Here is a 23,255-nt window from a genome sequence, read left to right as displayed (position 1 = left end):
TGAAGGTGGTTATCATGATAACCACCTCTTTTAATATGCTCTTGCTACGTATACCATATGCTTTGCTTCTTTTCCGCAAAAATGACACTTATTTCCCAAATCCTCTTGCTCAAATGGAATACATCTTATCGTCGCACCTGTTTCTGCTTTTATTCGTTCTTCACATGCACGATCTCCACACCACATAGCCTTTGCAAAACCAGGTTTTTCTTCTTGCTTTTTCTTAAAGTCTTCAAAATTTTCTACATAATAAGTTTTTTCATCTCTATATCTACGAGCTTTCTCTAACATATTATAATGAATATCATCTAACAATTTTGTTACTGTCTCTTTTAATCCTTCCATTGGAACAGCTTGCTTTTCTAAGGTATCTCTTCTAAAAATCATTACTTGATTATTTTCTATATCTCTAGGACCTATCTCTATACGGATTGGAACTCCTTTCATTTCCCATTCATTAAACTTCCAACCTGGTGAATTGTTTTCACTATCATCAATTTCTATTCTAATATCTTCTCCTAAAGCTTTCTTAAGCTCATAAGCTTTGTCTAAGACACCTTCCTTATGCTGTGCAATAGGAATAATAATCACTTGAGTTGGCGCTACTCTAGGAGGAAGTACTAATCCTCTATTATCTCCATGAACCATTATAATACCGCCAATTAATCTTGTAGATACACCCCACGATGTATGGTATGGATGCTGCATTTCTCCATTTCTTCCTAAGAATGTAATATCAAATGCTTTTGTAAAATGCTGCCCTAAATTATGAGATGTACCAGCTTGAAGTGCTTTACCGTCATGCATTAATGCTTCCATCGTATAAGTAGCCTGAGCTCCTGCAAACTTTTCTTTTTCACTCTTTCTTCCTGTTATAACAGGAATCGCTAATAATTCTTCTGCTGTTTCTTTATATATGTTAAGCATTTGAATAGTCTCTGCTTGTGCTTCTTCTTCCGTTTCATGCAAAGTATGTCCTTCTTGCCATAAAAACTCTGATGTTCTTAAGAAAGGTCTTGTAGATTTTTCCCATCTTACAACACTACACCACTGGTTATAAAGATAAGGTAAATCTCTATATGAATTTAACCATTTTGAATACATAGAACAGATAATAGTTTCTGATGTAGGTCGTACACATAGTCTTTCTGCAAGCTTTTCATTTCCCCCATGAGTTACCCACGCTACCTCTGGTGCAAATCCTTCAACATGCTCTGCTTCTTTTTTTAATAAGCTTTCTGGAATAAGTAATGGAAAATACATATTTTTATGTCCTGTATCTTTGAATCTTTTGTCCATATAGCTTTGAATATTTTCCCATATAGCATAGCCATAAGGTTTAATAACCATAAATCCTTTTACTGGTGAATAATCTACCATATCCGTTTTCTTAATAACATCTGTATACCATTGTGGAAAGTCAACCTCCATAGGTGTTATATCTTTTACAAATGCTTTTTCCTTCTTTGCCATATCCCTTCTCCTTTCTTCATAGACAATATCTTATTTCTAATCAAAACAACAAAGTCTTTCATAAAAAAACCCCTTCGTCTACATCTAGAGACGAAAGGGCATAATTTTCCGCGGTACCACTCTAATTAATTCAAAAGAATCCTCTCAAACTAGATATAACGGTCTAGCTCCGTAAAGACTTACTGATTTTCAGTCTTAAGCTCCAGGGCGGGTTCGAAAAGATACCTCTTACAAAGTCTCTCAGCCTATGAACTTTGCTCTCTTAAAGAATCATCTATCCTACTATTCCCTATCACAGCTTTTACCATTTTTAATTAAACTTAAATACATATTAACCAATATTGGCTTATTTGTCAACAGAAAATCTTATAATACTTGCAACAGCTTGAGCTGCAATACCTTCACCCATTCCTGTAAAGCCCAATCCTTCCGTAGTAGTTGCCTTTACATTCACAGCATCTACTCCTATCCCTAAAGTATCTGCTATGTTTCTTCTCATTTGCTCTATATATGGAGCCATTTTAGGCTTTTGTGCAATAATCGTACTGTCAATATTATTTACTATATATCCTTTAGTATGAAGAATAGTATTTACTTCTGATAACAATTTTATACTAGAAACCCCCTTGAACTTATCATCCGTATCTGGAAATAGCTTTCCAATATCTCCAAGAGCTGCTGCTCCAAGCAATGCATCCTTTATAGCATGAAGGAGTACATCTGCATCAGAATGTCCCAATAGTCCCTTTTTATATGGTATTTCAACACCACCTAATATAAGTTTTCTTCCATCAACTAATTTATGTACATCATATCCCATACCAATACGCATAAAAAACCTCCTATTTTCTATTCCTTAAAATAGCTTCTCCTATATACAAATCTTCTGGTGTAGTTATTTTTATATTGTCATAGCTACTCATAAGCATTCTCACTTTTTCACCCAATCTTTCAACTAACACAGTATCATCTGTACCCAAATATCCATCTTCTATCGCTTTTTTATGGGCTCTCAACAACAACTGATAGTCAAAGGTCTGTGGAGTTTGTATAGCCCAAAGAACATTTCTATTTAGCGTATTTTTAATATTTTTTTCCTCATCCACTACTTTGATTGTATCCTTTACAGGTACACCTACCCCTACGGCTTTATGCTTTATCGCCTCATCTATACTCTTTAAAATATATTCTTCTCTTACAAACGGTCTTGCACCATCATGAATAACTACAATATCACATTTTTGATATACTGCCTTTAACCCATTAAATATCGACTCTTGACGTTCTTTACCTCCTGCTACAACCTTTGTTACTTTTTCAAGCCCAAAAAAATTTATCACCTTTTCTTTACAATATGCAACTTCATCAGGATGTGTTACAACAATTATTTCATCAATAAAAGAGCACTTATTAAAAACTTCGATAGTATGAGCAAGTACAGGCTTTTCTCCTATATTCAAATACTGTTTATTAATATGGCTATTCATTCTTTTCCCTTTTCCTGCTGCCGCAATAATCACAGAAACAAATTTTTCTTTTCTCAAAATTTTCACCTCATTTATTTCAAAACAAAACCCAGCATATGCTGGGTACAATTTTATTATAAACGATTATGCCGTTTTATCAACCATCATTTTAGGCTTTGCAAAAATCATTCTTCCTGCAGCAGTTTGCAACACACTAGTAACAAGAACCCCCATAGTCTCTCCAATATGTTTTCTTCCACCTTCTACAACAATCATTGTTCCATCATCTAAGTACGCTACTCCCTGCCCTGATTCTTTTCCTTCTTTTATCACTTGTACAACCATTTCCTCGCCAGGCAGAACTACTGGTTTTATGGCATTTGCAAGCTCATTAATATTCAGTACAGGTACTCCTTGAAGTTCAGCAACTTTATTCAAATTATAATCATTTGTAACAACTTTTCCACCCATAAATTGACCAAGTCTTAATAATTTTATATCTACTTCTGACACCTCTTCAAAATCTTTATCTGTAATCTTTACTTCTATAGGCAATTCCTTTTGGATACGATTTAAAATATCTAACCCTCTTCTACCTCTTGCCCTTTTTAGACTGTCTGATGAATCTGCAATATGTCTTAATTCTTCAAGAACAAACTCTGGAATCACAATAGGTCCTTCTACAAAGCCTGTCTGCACGATATCTGCAATTCTACCATCAATTATCACGCTAGTATCTAATATTTTAGGAATACCACTATTTTCTTTCTTTGTCTCTACCTTTTCCTTAGCTGCTATATTCTTTTTAAACAGCATAGAAATATTCCCTAAGTCTTCTCTTTTTTTCGTTGCTAAGCTCACACCTAAATATCCTAAAAATATATACAGCATGATAGATAAAATAGGTCCAACTAATGGAATAGATATCCCCATTAGCAAGCTGCTAATTAAATAAGCAATAACCAACCCAATGATTAATCCTAAAGCTCCAATAACCATATCCATAGTAGGAATTTTTTGAAGCTCTCCCTCTACCCAGTTTGCTGAACTTAAACCTTTTTTCATCAACCACGGAGTAATAGTAAAAAATATAATTCCACCTAATATCGCACCTATAACACTCACAACAATTCCCATAACAGGTGTAATCTCTGGCATTTGTACAAAGTCTTGAACTTTAGCCAGCTTTATCAAGAATATAGCAGCTGCATAACCAACTGAAGCACCCGCTAAGGTTAATGCACCTCTTACGATTTTGTTGAACATATTTCTTCACCTCCTGTTTTAAAAGTATAACCATGCTAATTTTATTTTATAACTAAACACGATCTAATTTCAACAAAATTTGTATATTTTGGTAAAACATATCTGCAATGATAAAAGTGAAGCGTCATCACGACGCTTCACATTATTGAATAGCTGTGTCAATTAAATCTTCAGCAACCTTTTCTTCTATGCCTCTAGCCAATACAATCTCACTTATTAGGATTTGTTTTGCATTCGCTAGCATCTTTCTTTCTCCTGTCGACAAACCTTTTTCTCTATCTCTTAAGGTTAAATTTCTCACAACCATAGCAACCTCATAAATATCTCCGCTTCTTATCTTATCCATATTTGCTCTATATCGTCTATTCCAGTTTTTAGGCATCTTAGAAATATCGTCATTTAATACAGCTACTACTTGATCTACTTCCTTTAAAGATACGATTTCTCTTAATCCGATATCTTCTACATTATCAAGAGGGATCATTACTTTCATATCTCCTAGAGGCATCTTCATAATATAATATTTACGCTTCTTCCCCAATATCTCTTTTTCTTCTATGGCTTCAATAATCCCTGCACCATGCATAGGGTAAACCACTTTATCACCGATATTGAACATCCAGCAAAACCTCCCACATTGTACATTCCCTATATTCAGTATACAATAAGGGGTAGGTTCTGTCAAGAAAATATTTATTTTACCACACGTTACAAGCATTGTCAACTTTATTTTTCAGAATAATATCCCCTTTTTTCTCATATTTTACCACGAAACAGGCTAATTTTCCTATTTTCAACTCTAAAATTAAATTTAATCTAATAACCTTTAACTTTTATCTATAATATGCTAGAATAAACTTGAGTAGAACTTTTTTACAGAGGTGATAAGATCAATGGACAATTCTATTCTTCATAAATTTCAGAATAGTGTTTCAGAAGTGCTTATTCGACATAAAAGTATTCTTGATATTATATCAAAATATCAAGAGAGTTGTGCAAGAGTAAATAGATCTATTATAAAAGCCGCTACAAGCTGTGGATGTATTCATATCAATGCAAAGGCACAAGAAATACCAAAAGATATTTCTTATGATGAATTAAAGGATTTTTTAGAAAATCATATTTCTGGAGATCTTTGTGATATTTGCAAAGACAAAATAAACGAAGAAATGGGAAATCATTTATTCTATCTAGTAGCGATTTGTAATTCACTAGACCTTGATATTCATGAAATATTAACTAAACAATGTAAAAATATTAATACTCTTGGAAAATACAGCTTATACTAAAAAGCACCAATATTTGGTGCTTTTTTATTTAACGAATATGTCGATCTAGTAGTACTTGTTCTTGTACCCTTCTTAGTCCTTCTTTAATAGCCCTTGCTCTAATCTCACCAATTCCTTCTACATCATCTAGTTCTTCTATAGATGCTTTTAATATGCTCTGAAAATCGCTAAAATGCTCTACTACATTTTGAATTACAGACATAGGCAGTCTTGGAACTTTACTTAAAATTCTAAAACCCCGTGGTGAAACAGGTATATCTAATAAATCATTCAAGGTTCCATTATAGCCTAAAATCTTGCCAATATTAGATAAATCCAATAGTTCTTCAGAAGATAGATTTTTTATTTGCCTACTTACTGTATTATAATTTACATTTTCATCCTTCACCATATAATCTTCAACTACATATTTTCCATCTTCTTTGACATTGGCTAATAATTCTTCTAACTGCATACTTACAAGGCGTCCTTCATTTCCTAATTCGCTAATATATTTATCTATCTCAGAAACAATACGCATAACCATTTCTGTTCTTTGGAGTACTATAGCTACATCTTGAATAGTAACTAAATCTTCAAATTCCAAACCACTTAAATTAGTCATTGCTTGATCTAAAACTTTTCTATATTTTTCCAAAGTTTGAATAGCTTGATTTGCTTTGTTTAATATTTTATTGGTATCTTGGACAATATATTTGGAATAGCCTTTGTAAATAGTTATAATGTTTCTTCTTTGTGAGATAGATATAACAATAAGCCCCGTCTGTCGAGCCACTCTCTCAGCAGTTCTATGTCTTATACCAGTTTCCGAAGAAGGTATAGACGGATCAGGAATCAACTGCGTATTTGCATATAATATTTTTTTTGCATCTGAACTTAGTATAATTGCCCCGTCCATCTTTGCCAGCTCATACAAATATGCCGTTGACAAATCAACATTTATAGAAAAACCTCCATCTACAAGGTTCATCACTTCTTCATTATCCCCTATAACAATCAAAGCCCCTGTTTTAGCTCTTAAAACATTTTCTAGTCCTTCTCTTAAAGGCGTACCAGGAGCTAGTATCTTAATCGATTCCATTATATCTTCTTCTTTTACCTTATCTTCTCTTACCAATTGTATTGTCCTCCCAATCTTATTTCTCCTATCTTTCCTATTATATTACATCTATACATCCTAATCAAAGACATATTGCATTTAATTTTCAAAAAACATACAATCTATGGCATCTTTTAAAGAATTTGCTCCTATCAATTTAATTTGTTCCTCTAATTTTAATTTTTTTATAATCTTTTTAGGGAGTATACATCTTTTAAATCCCATTTTTGCAGCCTCTTTAATCATCTTCTCTATATTGGAAACAGATCTTAATTCTCCGGTCAACCCGATTTCTCCAATAGCAATAGTATTTGTAGTAGGAATTATTAATCCTCTCATACTTGAGTAAATAGCAAGAGCTACCCCTAAATCTGATGAAGTTCCTTCAGGCTTGAGTCCCCCAACTACATTTACATAAACATCTTGATTCATAAGAGGAATTCCTACCTTTTTTTCTAAAACTGCCAAAATTAAATTCAATCGATTTAAGTCAATACCAATGGCTGCTCTTCTTGCAAATCCTAGATTGGTTGGAGCAACTAATGCCTGAATTTCTAAAAGCAGAGGCCTTGTTCCTTCTAAACTACTAATAACAATAGATCCTTCCATATTGTTAAGCCCCTCTAAAAACATTTCTGATGGATTAGCAACCTCCATTAATCCTTCTTCTCTCATTTCAAAAACACCAATCTCACTAGTTGTTCCAAAACGATTTTTTAAAGCTCGAACAACCCTAAATTCTTGAGTCCTCTCTCCTGTAAAATGAAGTACCGTATCTACAAGATGCTCCAATATCCTCGGCCCTGCCAATTCTCCTGTTTTTGTCACATGTGCAACAATAAATATAGGAATATTTTTTGTTTTAGCTAGATGCATAATATTATTTGTACATTCTCGTACCTGAGAAACACTACCAGGTGCAGAAGATAAATCTGGTTTAAAAAGAGTTTGTATAGAATCAATAATTACAAATACAGGACATAATTCTTGTATATATTCCTTAATCCTATCCACATTAGTTTCTGATACAATCATTAATCTATCTTCTACTGCGCAAAGTCTTTCTGCTCTCATTTTTATTTGTTCTTCTGATTCTTCTCCTGAAACATAAAGAACTGTACCATACTCCTTTGCAATATTGCTGCTTGCTTGTAATATTAACGTAGACTTACCAATTCCAGGTTCTCCAGATATTAATGTTAGTGAACCCTTTACCATTCCCCCTCCTAATACTCGGTTAAGTTCCTTTATATAAGTATTTAGTCTATCATAATTGCTTGATTTTATTTCTTTAATCGATAAAGGTTTTGTAGAACTTGTAATAGTTGGTGATTTTTTGTACTGATTGGTTGCACTAATCCGTTCTTCTACCATAGTGTTCCAACTGCCACATACACATTGCCCCATCCATTTAGGACTTTCATAGCCGCAATTTTGACATACAAAAATAGTTTTTTCTTTTTTTGCCATATATTCCTCCAAATTCCGTTTTATCTCTTATAAAAACTATATCCTTTCTCTTTTGATTTTATACTTTCATTCTATGCTCGTCAATGAAACCTGAGTATGAAAAAAGGCTTTATGACAAAACGCCATAAAACCTCTTATAAATACAATGCACCGCACCTATCCACTTCTAATATTTTAACATTCCAGGTACCTTCAATAGTTGTTAGAAATTTATTCATTTTTTCTTCAAAATGAATATTTTCTTTATCAATAATAGCCATCAGAGTTGATCCTGATCCGCTAATAAATTCTGCTTTTGATCCTAAATCCTTAGAAGCCCTAAAAATCTTATCTATATTAGGAATTAGATTAGCTCTAAATGGTTGATGAATTTTATCCTCAGTAGCCATTCTCAAATGATGAATTTCTCCATTATTCATACTAGCTACAAGCATTGCTACTCTTGATAGATTAAAAATGCAATCCTTTTTACTATAGTTTTCTGGAACAACCTTTCTCGCTTCATGGGTAGAAACAGTAAAATTAGGAATTAGCACTGCAAATCTTAAGCTTTTAGGAACATTTACTTTTGAATATATCACTTTATTATTCTCATAAATAGATACACTCATCCCACCAATGACCGCTGGTACAATATTATCAGGATGTCCTTCTATTTCCGTTCCTATTCTTATGATATCATCTTTACTGCATATATTATCCATCAATTTGTCAGCTATCATAATCCCTGCAACAATACAAGTAGCACTGCTCCCTAATCCTCTACTCATAGGAACCTCTATTTTCTTTGCAATAATTCTTAATCCATCTGCTTTTTTTCCATAAAGCTCTAACGTTTTTTTCATGCTTATGTACACCAAATTCTCTTCTAAACCGATTTCTCCAAAGCCTACTGTCTCTATTCCTTTATTTATTTTTTCTATCTCAAATTCATTATATAATGTGAGTGCCATCCCAAGTGTATCATATCCAGATCCCATATTAGCTGTTGTTGCTGGTACTTTTATCTTAAACATATCTACCACCTATCCAATACTCTCTATTTTGAATACATTTTTATTCCATAGCAATTAATTCTACCTTAGATGTACCTTCTTGGCTTCTTAATTCATCTAATATCTCATCTATTCCCATATTCGCCTCAGAAATATCAAATGTAATGCTTATATTAGCAATCCCATTAATAGGTATATCTTGATTGATCGTCAATATATTAACATTGCACTGAGCCATTATATTTAATATATGTGATAGATTTCCTGGCGTATGGTCTAATAATAAAGTAATAGTTACCTTTTGCCCCCTGCTTCCTTCAGATGGAGTAGAAATAAAATCTTTATACTTATAATAAGTACTTCTACTAATCCCTGTCATTTGTGTTGCCTCTGTTACCCCTCTTGCTTTACCTGTTCTTAGCAACTCTTTTGTTTGTAGTACCTTTTCATAAATATCTGGCAAAATGGCTGTATCAATAATCAAAAATTTTCTTTCTGTCACTTATTTCACCTCTCTTGTTCGCTTAAAATATACAATTGTTTATCTCTCACGAACTATATTTATCATATTAACATATTTTTATAACCTATACAACACTTTATAGATAAACAGCATCAACATTAAAAAATAAATATATAAAGATAAGTGAATGACTTTGATAACTTTTGTAAAAAAACTTACTGAAATTACATGAAAAATACGTTAAGAACCTTCATTGTTTGAACGAAGTGAGTTTTGAAGGTTTAGTATTTTTTCATGTAATGAAGTTTTGTTTTTTCAAAAGTTATCTGGAATGAACTGTTCTTTATATTTCATTTTGAAGTTGTTTACCTATAGATAAACAGCATCAACATTAAAAAATAAATATATAAAGCTGCAATTTTTATGCAGCTTTATTATCCTTTATTTAATTTTAGTTTATTTTTAAATACAATTTCACCATTTTCTACATCTACAAAAATATCATCGTCTTTGGAAATATTCTCCTTTAATATTTCCTCAGATAAAGCATCCTCAAGCATTCTAGTAATCGCACGTTTTAGTGGTCTTGCACCATATTCTTGATCAAATCCTTTTTCTCCAAGTAGCTTTTTGGCTTTTTCTGATATTTCAAGCTTTATATTTAAAGCTTTCATTTTTTTAGTTAAATCCTTCACCATTAACTCTACAATCTCATTAATATGTTCTTTTTCTAAAGAATGGAAAACAATTACTTCATCAATTCTATTTAAAAACTCTGGTCTAAAGCTTTTTCTTAATTCATTCATCACATTTTCCTTCATTTTTTCATATGCAGTTTGTTTTTCATCTTCTGCTCCACTTGCAAATCCTAAGGTTTTTTGCTTCTTAATAGTATGAGCACCTACATTAGACGTCATAATAACAACTGTGTTTTTAAAATCAACCACTTTTCCTTTTGAATCTGTAAGTCTTCCATCATCTAATATTTGAAGAAGCATATTAAATACATCTGGATGTGCTTTTTCAATTTCATCAAATAAAACAACTGAATATGGTTTTCTTCTTACCTTTTCAGTAAGCTGTCCTCCTTCATCATGTCCTACATATCCTGGAGGTGAACCAACTAAACGAGATACAGCATGTTTTTCCATATATTCAGACATATCAATTCGAATTAAAGCATCTTCATCTCCAAATAAAGCTTCTGCTAATGCTTTAGAAAGTTCTGTTTTTCCTACTCCTGTAGGTCCTAAGAATATAAAAGAACCAATTGGACGTTTTGGATCTTTAAGTCCTACACGAGCTCTTCTTACCGCTCTTGCAACAGCTTTTACAGCTTCCTCTTGTCCTATTACACGTTGATGAAGCAGTTTTTCCATATTCAAAAGCTTCTCTGATTCTTCTTGTGCAAGCTTTTTAACTGGAATTCCTGTCCAATTTGATACAGTTTCTGCAATTTCTTCTTCTCCTACAGATGCTTCTTGATTGCCCTTTACTTTCCAATTATTTTTTCTATTTTCTAGCTCTTCTTTTATTTGTTTTTCTTCATCTCTTACTCTAGCTGCTCTTTCAAAGTCTTGAGCGCTGATAGCTTCTTCCTTTTCCTTTGCAAGCTCTTCTAATTTTTCTTCTAAATCCTTTAATTCTGGAGGCTGTGTTACAATTTTCAACCTTATTCTTGATGCAGCTTCATCAATTAGGTCCACAGCCTTATCTGGTAAAAATCTATCTGTAATATATCTATGAGAAAGCTTTGCTGCTGCTTCTAACGCTTTGTCTGTAATTTTTACTCCATGATGTGCTTCATATTTATCTCTTAATCCCTTTAGAATCTGTATTGTTTCTTCTACAGTTGGTTCTTCTACCTGAATAGGTTGAAATCTTCTCTCAAGGGCTGCATCCTTTTCAATATACTTTCTATATTCATCTAAAGTAGTTGCCCCAATAACCTGCAATTCTCCTCTAGCCAAAGCAGGCTTTAAAATATTTGATGCATCAATAGCACCCTCTGCTGCACCAGCTCCAATTATTGTATGCATCTCATCAATAAAAAGAATAACATCCTTTGCTTCCCTTAACTCAACCATTACTTTTTTGAGTCGGTCTTCAAATTCTCCACGATATTTTGCTCCAGCCACCATAGAAGCCAAATCTAATGTAACTACCCTTTTATCCTTTAATGTTTCTGGAATATCTCCTGCAACGATTTTTTGCGCTAATCCTTCTGCAATAGCTGTTTTTCCTACTCCGGGTTCTCCAATCAAACAAGGATTATTTTTTGTTCTCCTGCTTAATATTTGTACTACTCTTTCTATTTCTTTACTTCTTCCAATTACAGGATCAAGCTTTCCTTCCCTCGCCATCTCTGTCAAATCTCTTCCATATTCATTTAAAGTAGGTGTATTTTTATTACTTGCAGCACGAGCAGCTTCTCCTTGATGCTCATTTGAATTTCCTAAAAGCTTCATTACTTCATTCCTTGCCTTTGATAGATTTACACCGCTATCTATCAAAATTTTTGCTGCTACACCTTCACCTTCATGAATAAGAGCTAAAAGTAAATGCTCTGTTCCTATATAATTATGTCCAATCCTTCTTGCTTCTGCAAAGCTAAGCTCAAACAATCTCTTTGTTCTAGGAGTAAAACCTAATAATTGTGGACTTAACTCATTTCCCAAGCCAATAATATTTTTAACTCTTTCCCTTACATAATCTAGACTTACTCCCATATTTGCTAATGCTCTTGCTGCAACACCCTGCCCTTCTCTTAGTAGTCCTAGCAAAATATGCTCTGTTCCAACATAATTATGTCTAAGACTTTTTGCTTCTTCTTGTGCAAGAACAATTGCTTTTTGCGCTCTCTCTGTAAATCTGCTAAACATATCCATATAAAGCACCTCCTATATTTAGGTTTGACTATTCATACTCAATTATTCACAAGTCTTTATTTTCCTAACTTTTCTCTTACTAAACTTGCCCGTCTAATATCCCTTTCATTACTGCTCAAAGCTTTTCCTGCTATTTTTTGTAAATATGCTGGTTGTGTCATTACCATTATCTCATTTACATTATCTATATTAATATCCTCTAACAATCCTACATCTATCCCCAATCTTACATCTGATAAAAGCTTCATACATTCCTGTGAGCTTAAAATCCTTGCATTACATAAAATGCCAAAAGCTCTATAAACTCTATCTTTAAGCTGTATGCCATTATTAGATAATAATGTACTTCTAGCATCTCTTTCCTTTTGAATTATTTGTCTTGTAACATCCTTAAGATTTCCTATAATATCCTTTTCATTTCTTCCTAAAGTCAACTGATTAGATATCTGAAATAAATTTCCAGCAAATTCAGTTCCCTCTCCATAAATACCTCTTACAGCTAAACCAATCTGACTTGCAGCTTGAAGTATTCTATTTATATATCCAGTCATTGTCAACGCAGGTAAATGGATCATGACAGATGCTCTAATTCCAGTTCCTACATTTGTAGGACAAGATGTTAAGTAACCTAAATTTTCATCAAAAGCATACTTTACTTCCTCTTCTATAACATCATCAATCTTATTGGCTATGTCCCAAGCTTCATCTAATTGAAATCCTGGAAGCAAGCATTGTATTCTTATATGATCCTCCTCATTAATCATAATACTTACAGACTCATCTTTATTTAAAAGTGCTGCACCCTTTTCATAATTTGTAGCTAAAGTTGGACTAATTAAATGCTTTTCTACTAAAACCTGTCTTTCTAATTGAGATACTTCTTCTAATGTAATCAACTCAAAATCATTTCTTAAAGTACTCTTTCCTTGAAGAATTGCATCTGAAACAACTTTAGCAACCTCTTTACTCTTCCCTTTTGTAAGTGCTACTGGAAATGGAAAATCTTCCACATTCCTAGCTAACCTTATCCTGCTACTAATAATAATATCGTTATCTGGTCCTGACTCTTGCATCCACTTTGTCATCTAATCACCTCCTAGAGCTATTCCTTTATATTCTTTTCAAGGTCTTTTATTTTATCTCTAAGTACTGCTGCTTCTTCATATGCTTCATTTCTTACAGCATCATTCAGCTTAATCTTTAATTCCTTTATTTCATTTTTTATTCTCAAAGAACCTCCTGCTCTTTTTGGTATTTTCCCTATATGACTCTCACTTCCTTGAATCCTTTTTATCAAAGTGTTTAATTTTTCTTCAAAAGCATTATAGCATTTTGAACATCCTAATCTTCCTAACTGCTTAAATTTTCCATATGTCATTCCGCAATAATCACATTTTGTAGCTTTCACATAATCTACTTTTATAGGAGAGTCCTGTATAGAATCAAGTATACTTGCTAAAAAATTGTTAATAGAAAAAGATGTATCAAAAGCAACTGCTTCATTTTGCTTTGCACACTGATCACATAAATGAATTTCTGTTTTTTTATTATTGAGTATTTTAGTCAAATGCACAGTAGCCTGTCTTTTATGACATTTTTCACATAACATTTTCATTCCCTCCCGTTATAGTTGCATATAGAAATAATCATGCTCTTTAGCAAATTCGCTCTTACTTCATCTTTTATATTCATAGGTATATTCATACTTCTGTCACTAATAGCCGCTTTCATCAATACGCTTTCTCTTTCTGTAATCATTTTTTTCTCCTTTAATACGTCAATAATAGAAGCTCCTTTCATTTTACTGATTTGATCTCCTATTTCTTCTAGAAGCATTCTGATATACTGATTCTTATCTACATTTATCTGAAAAATTTTTATATGTCCTCCCCCACCCCTTCTACTTTCAATAAGATATCCTTTATCCACAGTGAATCGAGTTGTTAGCACATAATTGATTTGTGAAGGAGCACAGTTAAAATAATTTGCTAATTCATTTCTTTGAATCTCAATCCCTCTGTTATTAGCATCCTTTAATAATTCCTTTATAAAAATTTCAATAAGATCACTTAATCTTGCCATATGCATCTCCCTAATCTTTGACTTTCTTTGACTTTAGTTTAGTAAAAAAATTTTCTTTATTCAAGTTTGATTTTTTACCATTTATCGCATTTTTTCAAATATATATCTAATTATCTTTATTTTTCTATAATTCTTTCTATATTTTTAGCATTTAAAAAAAGCCAATAAATTATTGACTTTTTTCTCTTATATATTATGCTCTTTTAATATCGTTCTGTATTCATAAATAAAGATGGTAACTACACCATCTTTATTTTTTTGCCTTTACCCCTTCAATTATTTTTGGACTAAGATGCGCTGGCACCTCTTCATATCTTGCAAATTCCATTGTAAAGCTTCCTCTTGCCTGTGTCATGGATCGAAGGTCTGTTGCATATTTAAATAGCTCTGCTTGAGGAGCTTCTGCAATCACCTTTTGATTACCATCTCCAATAGGCTCCATTCCCAGTATTCTTCCACGTCGTTTATTCATATCTCCCATAATATCTCCCATGTAATCCTCTGGGATAATAATCTCTACATGCATAATAGGTTCAAGAAGTATAGGATTTGCTGCTTCCATTCCTTTTTTAAATGCTAATGATGCAGCAATCTTAAATGCCATTTCAGAAGAATCTACATCATGATAAGAGCCGTCATATAATGTAGCTTTCATATTTACCACTGGAAATCCTGCTAAAACTCCACATTCTAAACATTCTTTCAAGCCTTTCTCAACAGCTGGTATATAGTTTTTAGGCACAGCTCCACCAAATATCTCTTCTTCAAATATAAATTCTTCTTGGCATGGTTCAAATCTTATTTTCACATCTCCATATTGTCCATGTCCGCCAGATTGTTTTTTATGTTTTCCTTGTACATCTGATTTTCCTTTTATAGTTTCTCTATATGGTATTAATTGATCTACTAAGTTTACATCTACACCAAATTTATTTTTAAGCTTGCTTGTAATCACATCAATATGCATATCTCCTTGTCCGCCTATAAGCGTCTGTTTTGTTTCCTTATTTCTCTTAACAACAAAAGTTGGATCTTCTTCTGTTAGTTTACTAAGTCCTGAACTAATTTTTTCTTCATCTCCCTTTGCCTTTGGCTCAACTGCCATAAATAATGTAGGCTGAGGAAATTCAATCTTACTATATTGAATAGGATTGCTTCTATCACACAAGGTATCTCCTGTTTGAGCATATTGAAGCTTTGCAACTGCTGCTATATCTCCTGCAACGACTTTATCAACAGGAATCTGACTTTTTCCTCTCATCAAAAATAGGCTTCCTATTTTCTCTACTTTATCCTTTTCTGGATTATATACCTCCATATCTCCTTTTAATTCTCCAGAAATAACCTTCATAAGAGAGATCTTTCCAACATAAGGGTCAACAATAGTTTTAAAAACTAATGCAGAAAATGGTTCTTCAACACTTATGTTTCTAAGAACATCGCTTTTGTCTTTAGGATCTATTCCTTCATAAGGCTTCATATCCTTTGGTGTTGGCATATAAGTATCAATCATATTAAGGAGTGTATGAGTACCAATATTGTTAACTGCAGAACCAACTAAAACCGGTACAATAGACCCTTCCAAAACACCTTTACGCAACCCCTCATGAATTTCTTCTGCTGTAAATTCTTCTCCTTCAAAATATTTTTCCATTAATACTTCATCACTTTCAGCTACAGATTCCATAAGCATATCTCTAATTGGCTGAATTCTATCCATCCATTCTTCTTTAATTGGCGCATCTACACATTCTTTTCCATTATATTCTCTTGCAACTAAATCCACTACATTTACAAGTCCTCGTAGTCCTCGATCTGTTCCTAATGGAATAGCAAAAGGTGCTATGGACTTCCCAAATTTTTCTCTTAACTGATTAATGACCTTATCATAATTAACGTTTTCCTTATCCATTTTGTTTAAAAATATGAATCTAGGCATTTTTCTTTTACTTGTATATTCCCAAGCTTTTTCTGTTCCAACCTCAACTCCAGAGCTTGCATCTACTACAATAATTGCTCCCCCAGCAATTCTTAAAGCACTATTTACCTCTCCTACAAAGTCGAAGTATCCTGGTGTATCCAATATATTATATTTATCCTTATTCCATTCAATAGGAATTAAACTCGTACTAATAGAAAGCTTCCTAGCTATTTCTTGCTTGTCAAAATCTGATACTGTATTTCCGTCTTCTGTTTTGCCTATTCTATTTGTAACTCCCGTTGTATATAACATAGCTTCTGTTAAAACTGTTTTTCCGCAACCCCCATGTCCAACTAATGCTACATTCCTTATCTGATTACTCACATACGCCTTCATTTGTCTTCCCCCTCACTCCAATATTTGTTGTAATGTTTAGATAACCTTAATAAATATATTCTTTACTTTTCTGAAAATTCCTTCCTATTTAAGAATATTTGCATTTTTTTGTATATATAGGTAAACAACATCAACATTAAAAAAGAAATATATAAAGATAAGTGAATGACTTCGATAACTTTTGTAAAAAAACTTACTGAAATTTCATGAAAAATACGTTAAGAACCTTCATTGTTTGAACGAAGTGAGTTTTGAAGGTTTAGTTTTTTTTTCATGGAATGAAGTTTTGTTTTTTCAAAAGTTATCTGGAATGAACTATCTTTTATATTTCGTTTTGAAGTTGTTTACCTATAAATAAACAACATCAACATTAAAAAAGAAATATATAAAGATAAGTAAATGACTTCGATAACTTTTGTAAAAAAACTTACTGAAATTTCATGAAAAATACGTTAAGAACCTTCATTGTTTGAACGAAGTGAGTTTTGAAGGTTTAGTTTTTTCATATGCTTTTACAATTTATTGCTATTTATTCGAATTATAGACATAAAATTGAAAAGTGAAAAAAATGTAGTCGATCGAAAATTCAGAAAAATATACCTTTTTATGCAGGACTTTGAAATTATTTACAGAAATTTATTTATACAAATAAAAAGCCGGCTTACAATAAATTTTTTTTTAAATATATAAACAACATCAACATAAAAAAAAGAAATATATAAAGATAAGTGAATGACTTCGATAACATATCTTTTATATTTCGTTTTGAAGTTGTTTATCTATATTATGAAATAATGGAGGTTTTATTATGAAAATTACTAAAAAAATGTACGAAGAGTACCTAAACAAATTAGGTATTTCAGAAAATGAAAAATTTGAAAAAAAAATAAAATATAGAGGGAAAAAATATGGAAGCTGGCTGAGAAGAAATCATAAAGAATCCTTCGATATAGGATATAATCAGTATGTTGTTGTGAAAGAGCTTAAAAATATTTTAATTGAAGAACATATCGAAAAAGAATGTCATATTCTAACACCTAATGAATTCTCATGTAAGGATTATGAAGGCCAGCCGCCTTTATTAATGATCAGTAGTGAGCTTGAAAGTAGTTTTATTGCTGAATTTATTGACGAATATATTCCAAAGGATAAGTATTTCCTTAAACCATGTTCTTACTATATGCTTGGAGTATATCCAATAAAAGGTCAAAACAAATATATAACTCGATTAATGGTTGGCTAGAAGACAGTATATATCCTGTCTTCTTTTATACACTTCTATGCTTTTGAAAATTTTTGTTTTATGAGCATCTCCTCCATTTTTTCTATAGGTACTGGTTTACTAAATAAATACCCTTGACATTCTTCACATCCAGCCATTTTTAAAAGCTCTAACTGCTCCTTTGTTTCTACACCCTCTGCAACTACTATTATATCTAAAACCTTAGCCATTGTAATAGTAGCTGCAACAATCGTGTTGTTTACTTGATCCGAACAAATATCATCTACAAAGGATTTATCTATTTTCAGTACATCTATAGGAAATGATTTTAAATAATTCAGCGAAGAGTATCCTGTTCCAAAATCATCTAATGATAAACTTATACCTCTTTTTTTTATCTTTTCAAAAATCATCTTTGCATAATAAGTATCCTGCATAGCCGTAGTTTCTGTAATTTCTAAATTCAACAATTTAGGATCAACACCTACTTCAGCTATAATCCTATCAAGTGTATTTATAAAATTGCTATCATTGAATTGACTAGAAGATATATTAATAGCAACACTTTTTGGTCTTATCCCTTTATCTACTAATTCTTTTATTTGTTTACAAGCCATCTCTAACACAAACTTATCTATATTTTTTATCAATCCAGATTTCTCAGCAATAGGTATAAATTTAGCTGGAGAAATGAATCCCATATGTGGATGATTCCATCTTACCAATGCTTCCCATCCTACAATTTCACCAGAATTTATATGAATTTTAGGCTGATAATATAAAGTAAATTCCTTTCTTTTTATGGCACTTATAATTCCTTCTTTAATTTTCATTTCTTCATCAACCTTATGATTCAATTTATTGTCAAAAAATTTAAAGTTGTTTCGTCCACTCTCCTTTGCTTGGTACATCGCTATATCTGCATTTTTCAATAGAGTTTCTACATCTTCCCCATGCTCAGGAAACATAGCAATCCCAATACTACAAGTAATATGTATTTCCTTTTCATTTAACCAAAATGGTTTTGAAAAAGTTCTAATCATTCTATCTGCTATGTTCCACACATTATTTGAAGTATTTATGTTATTCAATATAATCATAAATTCATCTCCGCCTAAGCGTACAACAGAATCATCTTCTCGAACACAATCCTTAAATCTTTTTCCAACATACTTTAAAAGAGTATCTCCCATTCCATGTCCTAAAGAATCATTAATACATTTAAATCTATCTAAGTCTACAAACATAACCCCTACCATACTCTGCTTTCTTAAAGCATTATGGATAGCAAACTGCAATATATCCTTTCCAAGCCTTCTATTTGGCAAATCAGTAACAGTATCATGATAAGCTAAATATTGTATTTCTTCTGCGCTCTTTTTCAATTTACTAATATCCCTTTGAAATGCAACAATATACTTAGGCTCATTTTTCTCATCATAGATCACAGAGCTTGAACAATCTACCGTAATGATATCATTATTTTTCGATATATACTGCATTTCTAAACGGCTAAAACCCTTGCTGAAAATTATTGAAAGATTCTCATAAAATAATTTTTTTGAATCAGAAGTTAAAAACATAGCCAATGATTTATAACACATTTCTCTTTGAGAATACCCCAAAGTCTCTTGTACTGAATGATTCATCTCCAAAATTATTCCATTTTTATCCAAAACATATATCATATCAATAGCTGTTTGAAAAAAGGATCGAAATTTTTCCTCACTTTCCTTTAGCTCTTTTAACGCCCTCATTAATTCTTTTTGATGATTTATAGTTTGTGAATTTTTTGTGCTTAATAATTGATCTCTCTCTTTTAACACTATATTTTTTAATGCTAAAGTTTTTCGTATCATCTTTTTTCCTCTTAGTAGCATAAAAGAAATAATAAAGCTATATGCAAAATAATAAGGAATGCTTTCATTAGTAAACCAAAAAACTGTCAAAGCCATTATATGAATAGTTGCTATATTTTGAGCAAAAGAAATACGAACACATAAAAACCATAACACTAATAATAAGCTTATCATATATAAAATATTATATTTTGGGAGAAATTCTCTTATATATCCTAATATTTTACGAAAAATTAATTTTTCTTTCATTACAAATTCCTTTCTTTTTAATTGTTTTTTATACATATTTTAACATATATTTACAATATTTTATACGCTTTTATTTTACAAAAAAACTCGTGCTTATATTTGCACGAGCTTTCAACTTTAATGATTGATTCTATAAAATCATATATTGGCTATAGAAGTTTATCTTTTTTCAGGTAATATTTCAATCCAATAGCCATCAGGATCATTAATAAAATAAAGACCCATTTTATTATTTTCATAACAAATACATCCCATTTCTTTATGTAACGAATAAGCTCTTTCATAATCATCTGTAGTAAACGCTAGATGAAATTCATTATCTCCTAAATTATAAGGTCTTTCCCAATCTCTTAACCATGTAAGCTCTAGTCTATGAGGAGTTGTTTCATCTCCTAAGAATACAAGCACAAAGCTTCCATCCTCTGCTTCTTTTCTTCTAGTTTCTACTAATCCTAAAGCTTCCTTATAAAAGGCAATACTTTTTTCTAAATCTAAAACATTAATATTGTTATGATTAAATGAAAATTTCATAATACACCTCCTTTATTTTTTTTCACCACCATTATCTAACGAAGTAATATCTTTTAAATTTATTCTTTTCGACAAAAAATATGTTATCCCTATGGCTATAAAAAGCCTTAATCCCAATAAAACATATCCATTTGCACCTACTGCAACAAACAATAGCGTATCCTCAAAAACTGCATGACAAGCAACTAAAAAGGCTACCAGCAAAATCAAATCCTTCTTTGTCAAATCCCCTTCCTTAGAGCTTTGAATAATTACGCCAGCTCCATAAGATATTCCAAAGATAATACCTACTAATAATGGAAGAACTGCCTCTTTTGATATACCAAACAGCTTTGTAATCCCTTTAAAATATTCTGATAGTTTGTTCAAAACATTATAATCTTTTGCTATCTGTAAGATAATCATTAAAGGAATTACAATAACTGCTATAGAATATACAGATTCTAAACTTCCTAATAAACCTTCTTTAAAAATTTCTAACATAATAATGCACCTACCTGTCCTACCATAATTCCTACAATAACAGCTAAGCCAACTCTTAAAGCAATAACTTTCCCTATATTTGCATCTAATTTTTTGACAACTGCTGTCTCAACAAATAAAGAATGGGAAAAAGATAGCATAATTCCTATGGTAGTTATTTGCATAGGTGTTAATGATATAGCCTTAATTGCTCCTAGTGCTGCATATATATTCAAAGCATTTCCTAAAACCAGTACTATCGCAGCTTCTCCAGGCAAATGAAACACCCCCATAAGAGGCTTAAACACATTTGATATCCAGTCAAGAACTGGTGTATGTTTTAAAAAAGTTATAAAAATATATACAGGAATAATAATCTTTCCGAGCATCCATGTAGTCTCTATTCCCTTTTTAATACCTGTTTTAATAGAATCAATCACCTTTCCCAACCCCTTTTTACTTATACTTTCTTAAAACTCAGCATATTTTACTGTTCTTGGAAAAGGAATTACATCTCTTATATTACTCATTCCTGTAATATACATGATAAGTCTCTCAAATCCTAATCCAAAGCCTGCATGCTTCGTTCCTCCAAATCTTCTAAGCTCTAAATACCACCAATAATCTTCTTTATTAAGACCTAACTCTTCTATTCTCTTTTCTAGTACATCTATTCTTTCTTCTCTTTGACTACCACCAATAATTTCTCCAACTCCTGGAACAAGCAAATCAGCAGCTGCTACTGTTTTACCATCATCATTAAGTCTCATATAAAATGCTTTAATATCTTTTGGATAATCCATTACAAATACAGGTTTTTTATATACTTTTTCTGTTAAGTATCTTTCATGCTCTGTTTGAAGATCACAGCCCCATTCTACAGGATATTCAAATTTTGCATCAGCTTTTTTTAATATCTCAATAGCCTCTGTATAAGTAACTCTTACAAAATCAGAGCTGACAATATTATCTAATCTTTCTAATAAGCCCTTATCAATAAACTTATTGAAAAATTCCATTTCCTCTGGAGCATTTTCTAGCACATAATTTATTACATATTTGATCATATCTTCTGCCAATTCCATATCATCCTCAAGATCAGCAAAAGCAATTTCAGGCTCGATCATCCAAAATTCTGCAGCATGTCTTGCAGTATTTGAATTTTCTGCTCTGAAGGTTGGTCCAAAGGTATATACATTTCTAAAAGCTAGTGCATAGCTTTCCGCTTCTAGCTGTCCACTCACTGTTAAATTTGTTTCTTTTCCAAAGAAATCCTTCTTAAAATCTATATTTCCTTCCTCATTTCTTGGAAGATTTTCTAAGTCTAATGTAGAGACTCTAAACATTTCTCCTGCACCTTCACAATCACTTCCTGTGATAATTGGTGTATGAGTATAAACAAAGCCTCTTTCTTGGAAAAACTTATGAATCGCATAAGCTGCAATAGAACGCACTCTAAATACTGCTGAAAAAGTATTACTTCTTGGTCTTAAATGAGCAATAGTTCTTAAAAATTCAAAGGTATGTCTCTTCTTTTGAAGAGGATAATCTCTATCAGATGTTCCCTCCACTTCAATTTTTGTTGCTTTTATCTCAAATGGCTGTTTTGCACCTGGTGTTAATACTAGCTTTCCTTCTACTATAATAGAAGAACTTATTGTAAGCTTTGAAATTTCTTTAAAGTTATCTAAATTTTCTTCAAAAACTACTTGAAGGTTTTTAAAAAAGCTTCCATCATTCACTTCAATAAAGCCAAAAGCCTTTGATGCTCTTAAAGTCCTTACCCAACCTGAAATAGTAATCACTTGATCTTGATATTTCTCTGTTTGTCTATAAATGTCTTTAATCAATATTGTTTTCATGTTTTTTCTCCTCCTCAATCAAAAAGCCTTTCGTCTTATTAGGGACGAAAGGCTAAATTCCGCGGTACCACCCTTATTGCCAAATGGCCAACTCATCAGTACAAAAATACTTTTCAATGATAACGGTTTTAGCCGTCTAAGCCTACTTTCATAAATGATTTCGGTTAGAAACTCAGAGATGTTCTTCAGTACAGATCCCGTATCGGTCTTTCACCACCACCGACTCGCTTTGACGTTTTCTCATACCTACTCTTCTCGTCCT

Annotated in this window: 21 protein-coding genes and 2 other annotated features (1 of these 23 cut by a window edge); of the genes, 2 read left to right on the top strand and 19 right to left on the bottom strand. The window is 32.0% G+C overall.

Going from position 1 to position 23,255, the window contains the following annotated elements:
• Nucleotides 1-30 precede the first annotated feature (30 nt).
• The 5 genes from proS to KVH43_RS06230 all read right to left on the bottom strand — a co-directional run bounded on the left by proS (nt 31) and on the right by KVH43_RS06230 (nt 4,824).
• Entirely contained in the window at nt 31-1,473 is a 1,443-nt protein-coding gene (gene proS / locus KVH43_RS06250) for a proline--tRNA ligase (RefSeq protein WP_218283970.1), read from the bottom strand.
• Nucleotides 1,474-1,556: 83 nt separating this feature from the next.
• Nucleotides 1,557-1,778: a binding site (T-box leader), on the bottom strand.
• Between the two features lie 41 nt (nt 1,779-1,819).
• Nucleotides 1,820-2,305 (bottom strand): 2-C-methyl-D-erythritol 2,4-cyclodiphosphate synthase, encoded by a 486-nt coding sequence (gene ispF, locus KVH43_RS06245; RefSeq protein ID WP_218283969.1) that lies wholly within the window; start codon nt 2,303-2,305, stop codon nt 1,820-1,822.
• Nucleotides 2,306-2,315: 10 nt separating this feature from the next.
• Entirely contained in the window at nt 2,316-3,017 is a 702-nt protein-coding gene (gene ispD, locus KVH43_RS06240) for a 2-C-methyl-D-erythritol 4-phosphate cytidylyltransferase (protein WP_218283968.1), read from the bottom strand.
• A 66-nt stretch (nt 3,018-3,083) separates the two neighbouring features.
• Nucleotides 3,084-4,205, bottom strand: coding sequence for a PIN/TRAM domain-containing protein (locus KVH43_RS06235; protein WP_218283967.1), 1,122 nt, complete (start codon nt 4,203-4,205; stop codon nt 3,084-3,086).
• Nucleotides 4,206-4,347: 142 nt separating this feature from the next.
• Nucleotides 4,348-4,824 (bottom strand): CarD family transcriptional regulator, encoded by a 477-nt coding sequence (locus tag KVH43_RS06230; protein ID WP_218283966.1) that lies wholly within the window; start codon nt 4,822-4,824, stop codon nt 4,348-4,350.
• 274 nt (nt 4,825-5,098) lie between these two features.
• Here KVH43_RS06230 and KVH43_RS06225 point away from each other — a divergent pair, with 274 nt between their 5' ends.
• The gene (locus KVH43_RS06225; RefSeq protein ID WP_218283965.1) at nt 5,099-5,494 is read left to right on the top strand and encodes a nucleoside triphosphate pyrophosphohydrolase family protein; all 396 of its coding nucleotides are present in this window, start codon (nt 5,099-5,101) and stop codon (nt 5,492-5,494) included.
• Nucleotides 5,495-5,522: 28 nt separating this feature from the next.
• On the opposite strand, the gene disA is transcribed toward KVH43_RS06225, so the two are convergent.
• From disA to fusA, 9 genes are all read right to left on the bottom strand, one after another.
• A complete protein-coding gene (gene disA, locus KVH43_RS06220; protein ID WP_218284094.1) occupies nt 5,523-6,575 on the bottom strand; it encodes a DNA integrity scanning diadenylate cyclase DisA in 1,053 nt (350 codons plus the stop codon).
• A 117-nt stretch (nt 6,576-6,692) separates the two neighbouring features.
• The gene (gene radA, locus KVH43_RS06215; RefSeq protein ID WP_218283964.1) at nt 6,693-8,063 is read right to left on the bottom strand and encodes a DNA repair protein RadA; all 1,371 of its coding nucleotides are present in this window, start codon (nt 8,061-8,063) and stop codon (nt 6,693-6,695) included.
• Nucleotides 8,064-8,197: 134 nt separating this feature from the next.
• Nucleotides 8,198-9,079 carry a homoserine kinase gene (gene thrB / locus KVH43_RS06210; protein WP_218283963.1) on the bottom strand — a complete coding sequence of 294 codons (882 nt, stop codon included), beginning with the start codon at nt 9,077-9,079 and terminating at the stop codon, nt 8,198-8,200.
• A 40-nt stretch (nt 9,080-9,119) separates the two neighbouring features.
• Nucleotides 9,120-9,560 (bottom strand): ACT domain-containing protein, encoded by a 441-nt coding sequence (locus KVH43_RS06205; protein ID WP_218283962.1) that lies wholly within the window; start codon nt 9,558-9,560, stop codon nt 9,120-9,122.
• Nucleotides 9,561-9,955: 395 nt separating this feature from the next.
• Nucleotides 9,956-12,403 (bottom strand): ATP-dependent Clp protease ATP-binding subunit, encoded by a 2,448-nt coding sequence (locus KVH43_RS06200; RefSeq protein ID WP_218284093.1) that lies wholly within the window; start codon nt 12,401-12,403, stop codon nt 9,956-9,958.
• Nucleotides 12,404-12,465: 62 nt separating this feature from the next.
• Nucleotides 12,466-13,494, bottom strand: coding sequence for a protein arginine kinase (locus tag KVH43_RS06195; RefSeq protein WP_218283961.1), 1,029 nt, complete (start codon nt 13,492-13,494; stop codon nt 12,466-12,468).
• A 17-nt stretch (nt 13,495-13,511) separates the two neighbouring features.
• Nucleotides 13,512-14,018, bottom strand: coding sequence for a UvrB/UvrC motif-containing protein (locus KVH43_RS06190; RefSeq protein ID WP_218283960.1), 507 nt, complete (start codon nt 14,016-14,018; stop codon nt 13,512-13,514).
• A gap of 2 nt (nt 14,019-14,020) precedes the next feature.
• Nucleotides 14,021-14,491, bottom strand: a complete 471-nt coding sequence (locus tag KVH43_RS06185) for a CtsR family transcriptional regulator (RefSeq protein WP_218283959.1) — start codon at nt 14,489-14,491, stop codon at nt 14,021-14,023.
• Between the two features lie 250 nt (nt 14,492-14,741).
• On the bottom strand, nt 14,742-16,808 hold the full coding sequence (gene fusA / locus KVH43_RS06180; protein WP_218283958.1) for an elongation factor G: 2,067 nt from the start codon (nt 16,806-16,808) through the stop codon (nt 14,742-14,744).
• Nucleotides 16,809-17,616: 808 nt separating this feature from the next.
• On the opposite strand from fusA, the gene KVH43_RS06175 reads away from it, so the two are divergent.
• On the top strand, nt 17,617-18,051 hold the full coding sequence (locus tag KVH43_RS06175) for a hypothetical protein (RefSeq protein ID WP_218283957.1): 435 nt from the start codon (nt 17,617-17,619) through the stop codon (nt 18,049-18,051).
• 35 nt (nt 18,052-18,086) lie between these two features.
• On the opposite strand, the gene KVH43_RS06170 is transcribed toward KVH43_RS06175, so the two are convergent.
• From KVH43_RS06170 to asnS, 5 genes are all read right to left on the bottom strand, one after another.
• The gene (locus KVH43_RS06170) at nt 18,087-20,138 is read right to left on the bottom strand and encodes a sensor domain-containing protein (protein WP_218283956.1); all 2,052 of its coding nucleotides are present in this window, start codon (nt 20,136-20,138) and stop codon (nt 18,087-18,089) included.
• A 159-nt stretch (nt 20,139-20,297) separates the two neighbouring features.
• Nucleotides 20,298-20,669, bottom strand: coding sequence for a VOC family protein (locus KVH43_RS06165; protein WP_218283955.1), 372 nt, complete (start codon nt 20,667-20,669; stop codon nt 20,298-20,300).
• Nucleotides 20,670-20,681: 12 nt separating this feature from the next.
• Entirely contained in the window at nt 20,682-21,152 is a 471-nt protein-coding gene (locus KVH43_RS06160; protein WP_218283954.1) for a nucleoside recognition domain-containing protein, read from the bottom strand.
• Entirely contained in the window at nt 21,146-21,571 is a 426-nt protein-coding gene (locus tag KVH43_RS06155) for a nucleoside recognition domain-containing protein (RefSeq protein ID WP_255547825.1), read from the bottom strand. The genes KVH43_RS06160 and KVH43_RS06155 overlap by 7 nt, the downstream gene beginning before the upstream one ends.
• 30 nt (nt 21,572-21,601) lie before the next feature.
• Complete coding sequence (gene asnS, locus KVH43_RS06150) at nt 21,602-22,993, bottom strand: asparagine--tRNA ligase (RefSeq protein ID WP_218283953.1); 1,392 nt, start codon at nt 22,991-22,993, stop codon at nt 21,602-21,604.
• Between the two features lie 37 nt (nt 22,994-23,030).
• Nucleotides 23,031-23,255: a binding site (T-box leader), on the bottom strand (it continues 9 nt past the right edge of the window).

It is taken from the genome of Crassaminicella indica (assembly GCF_019203185.1).
In the GTDB taxonomy this organism is placed as follows: domain Bacteria; phylum Bacillota; class Clostridia; order Peptostreptococcales; family Thermotaleaceae; genus Crassaminicella; species Crassaminicella indica.
Note: the sequence above shows the minus strand (reverse complement) of the source record. Positions and strands in the feature narration are given on the sequence as shown.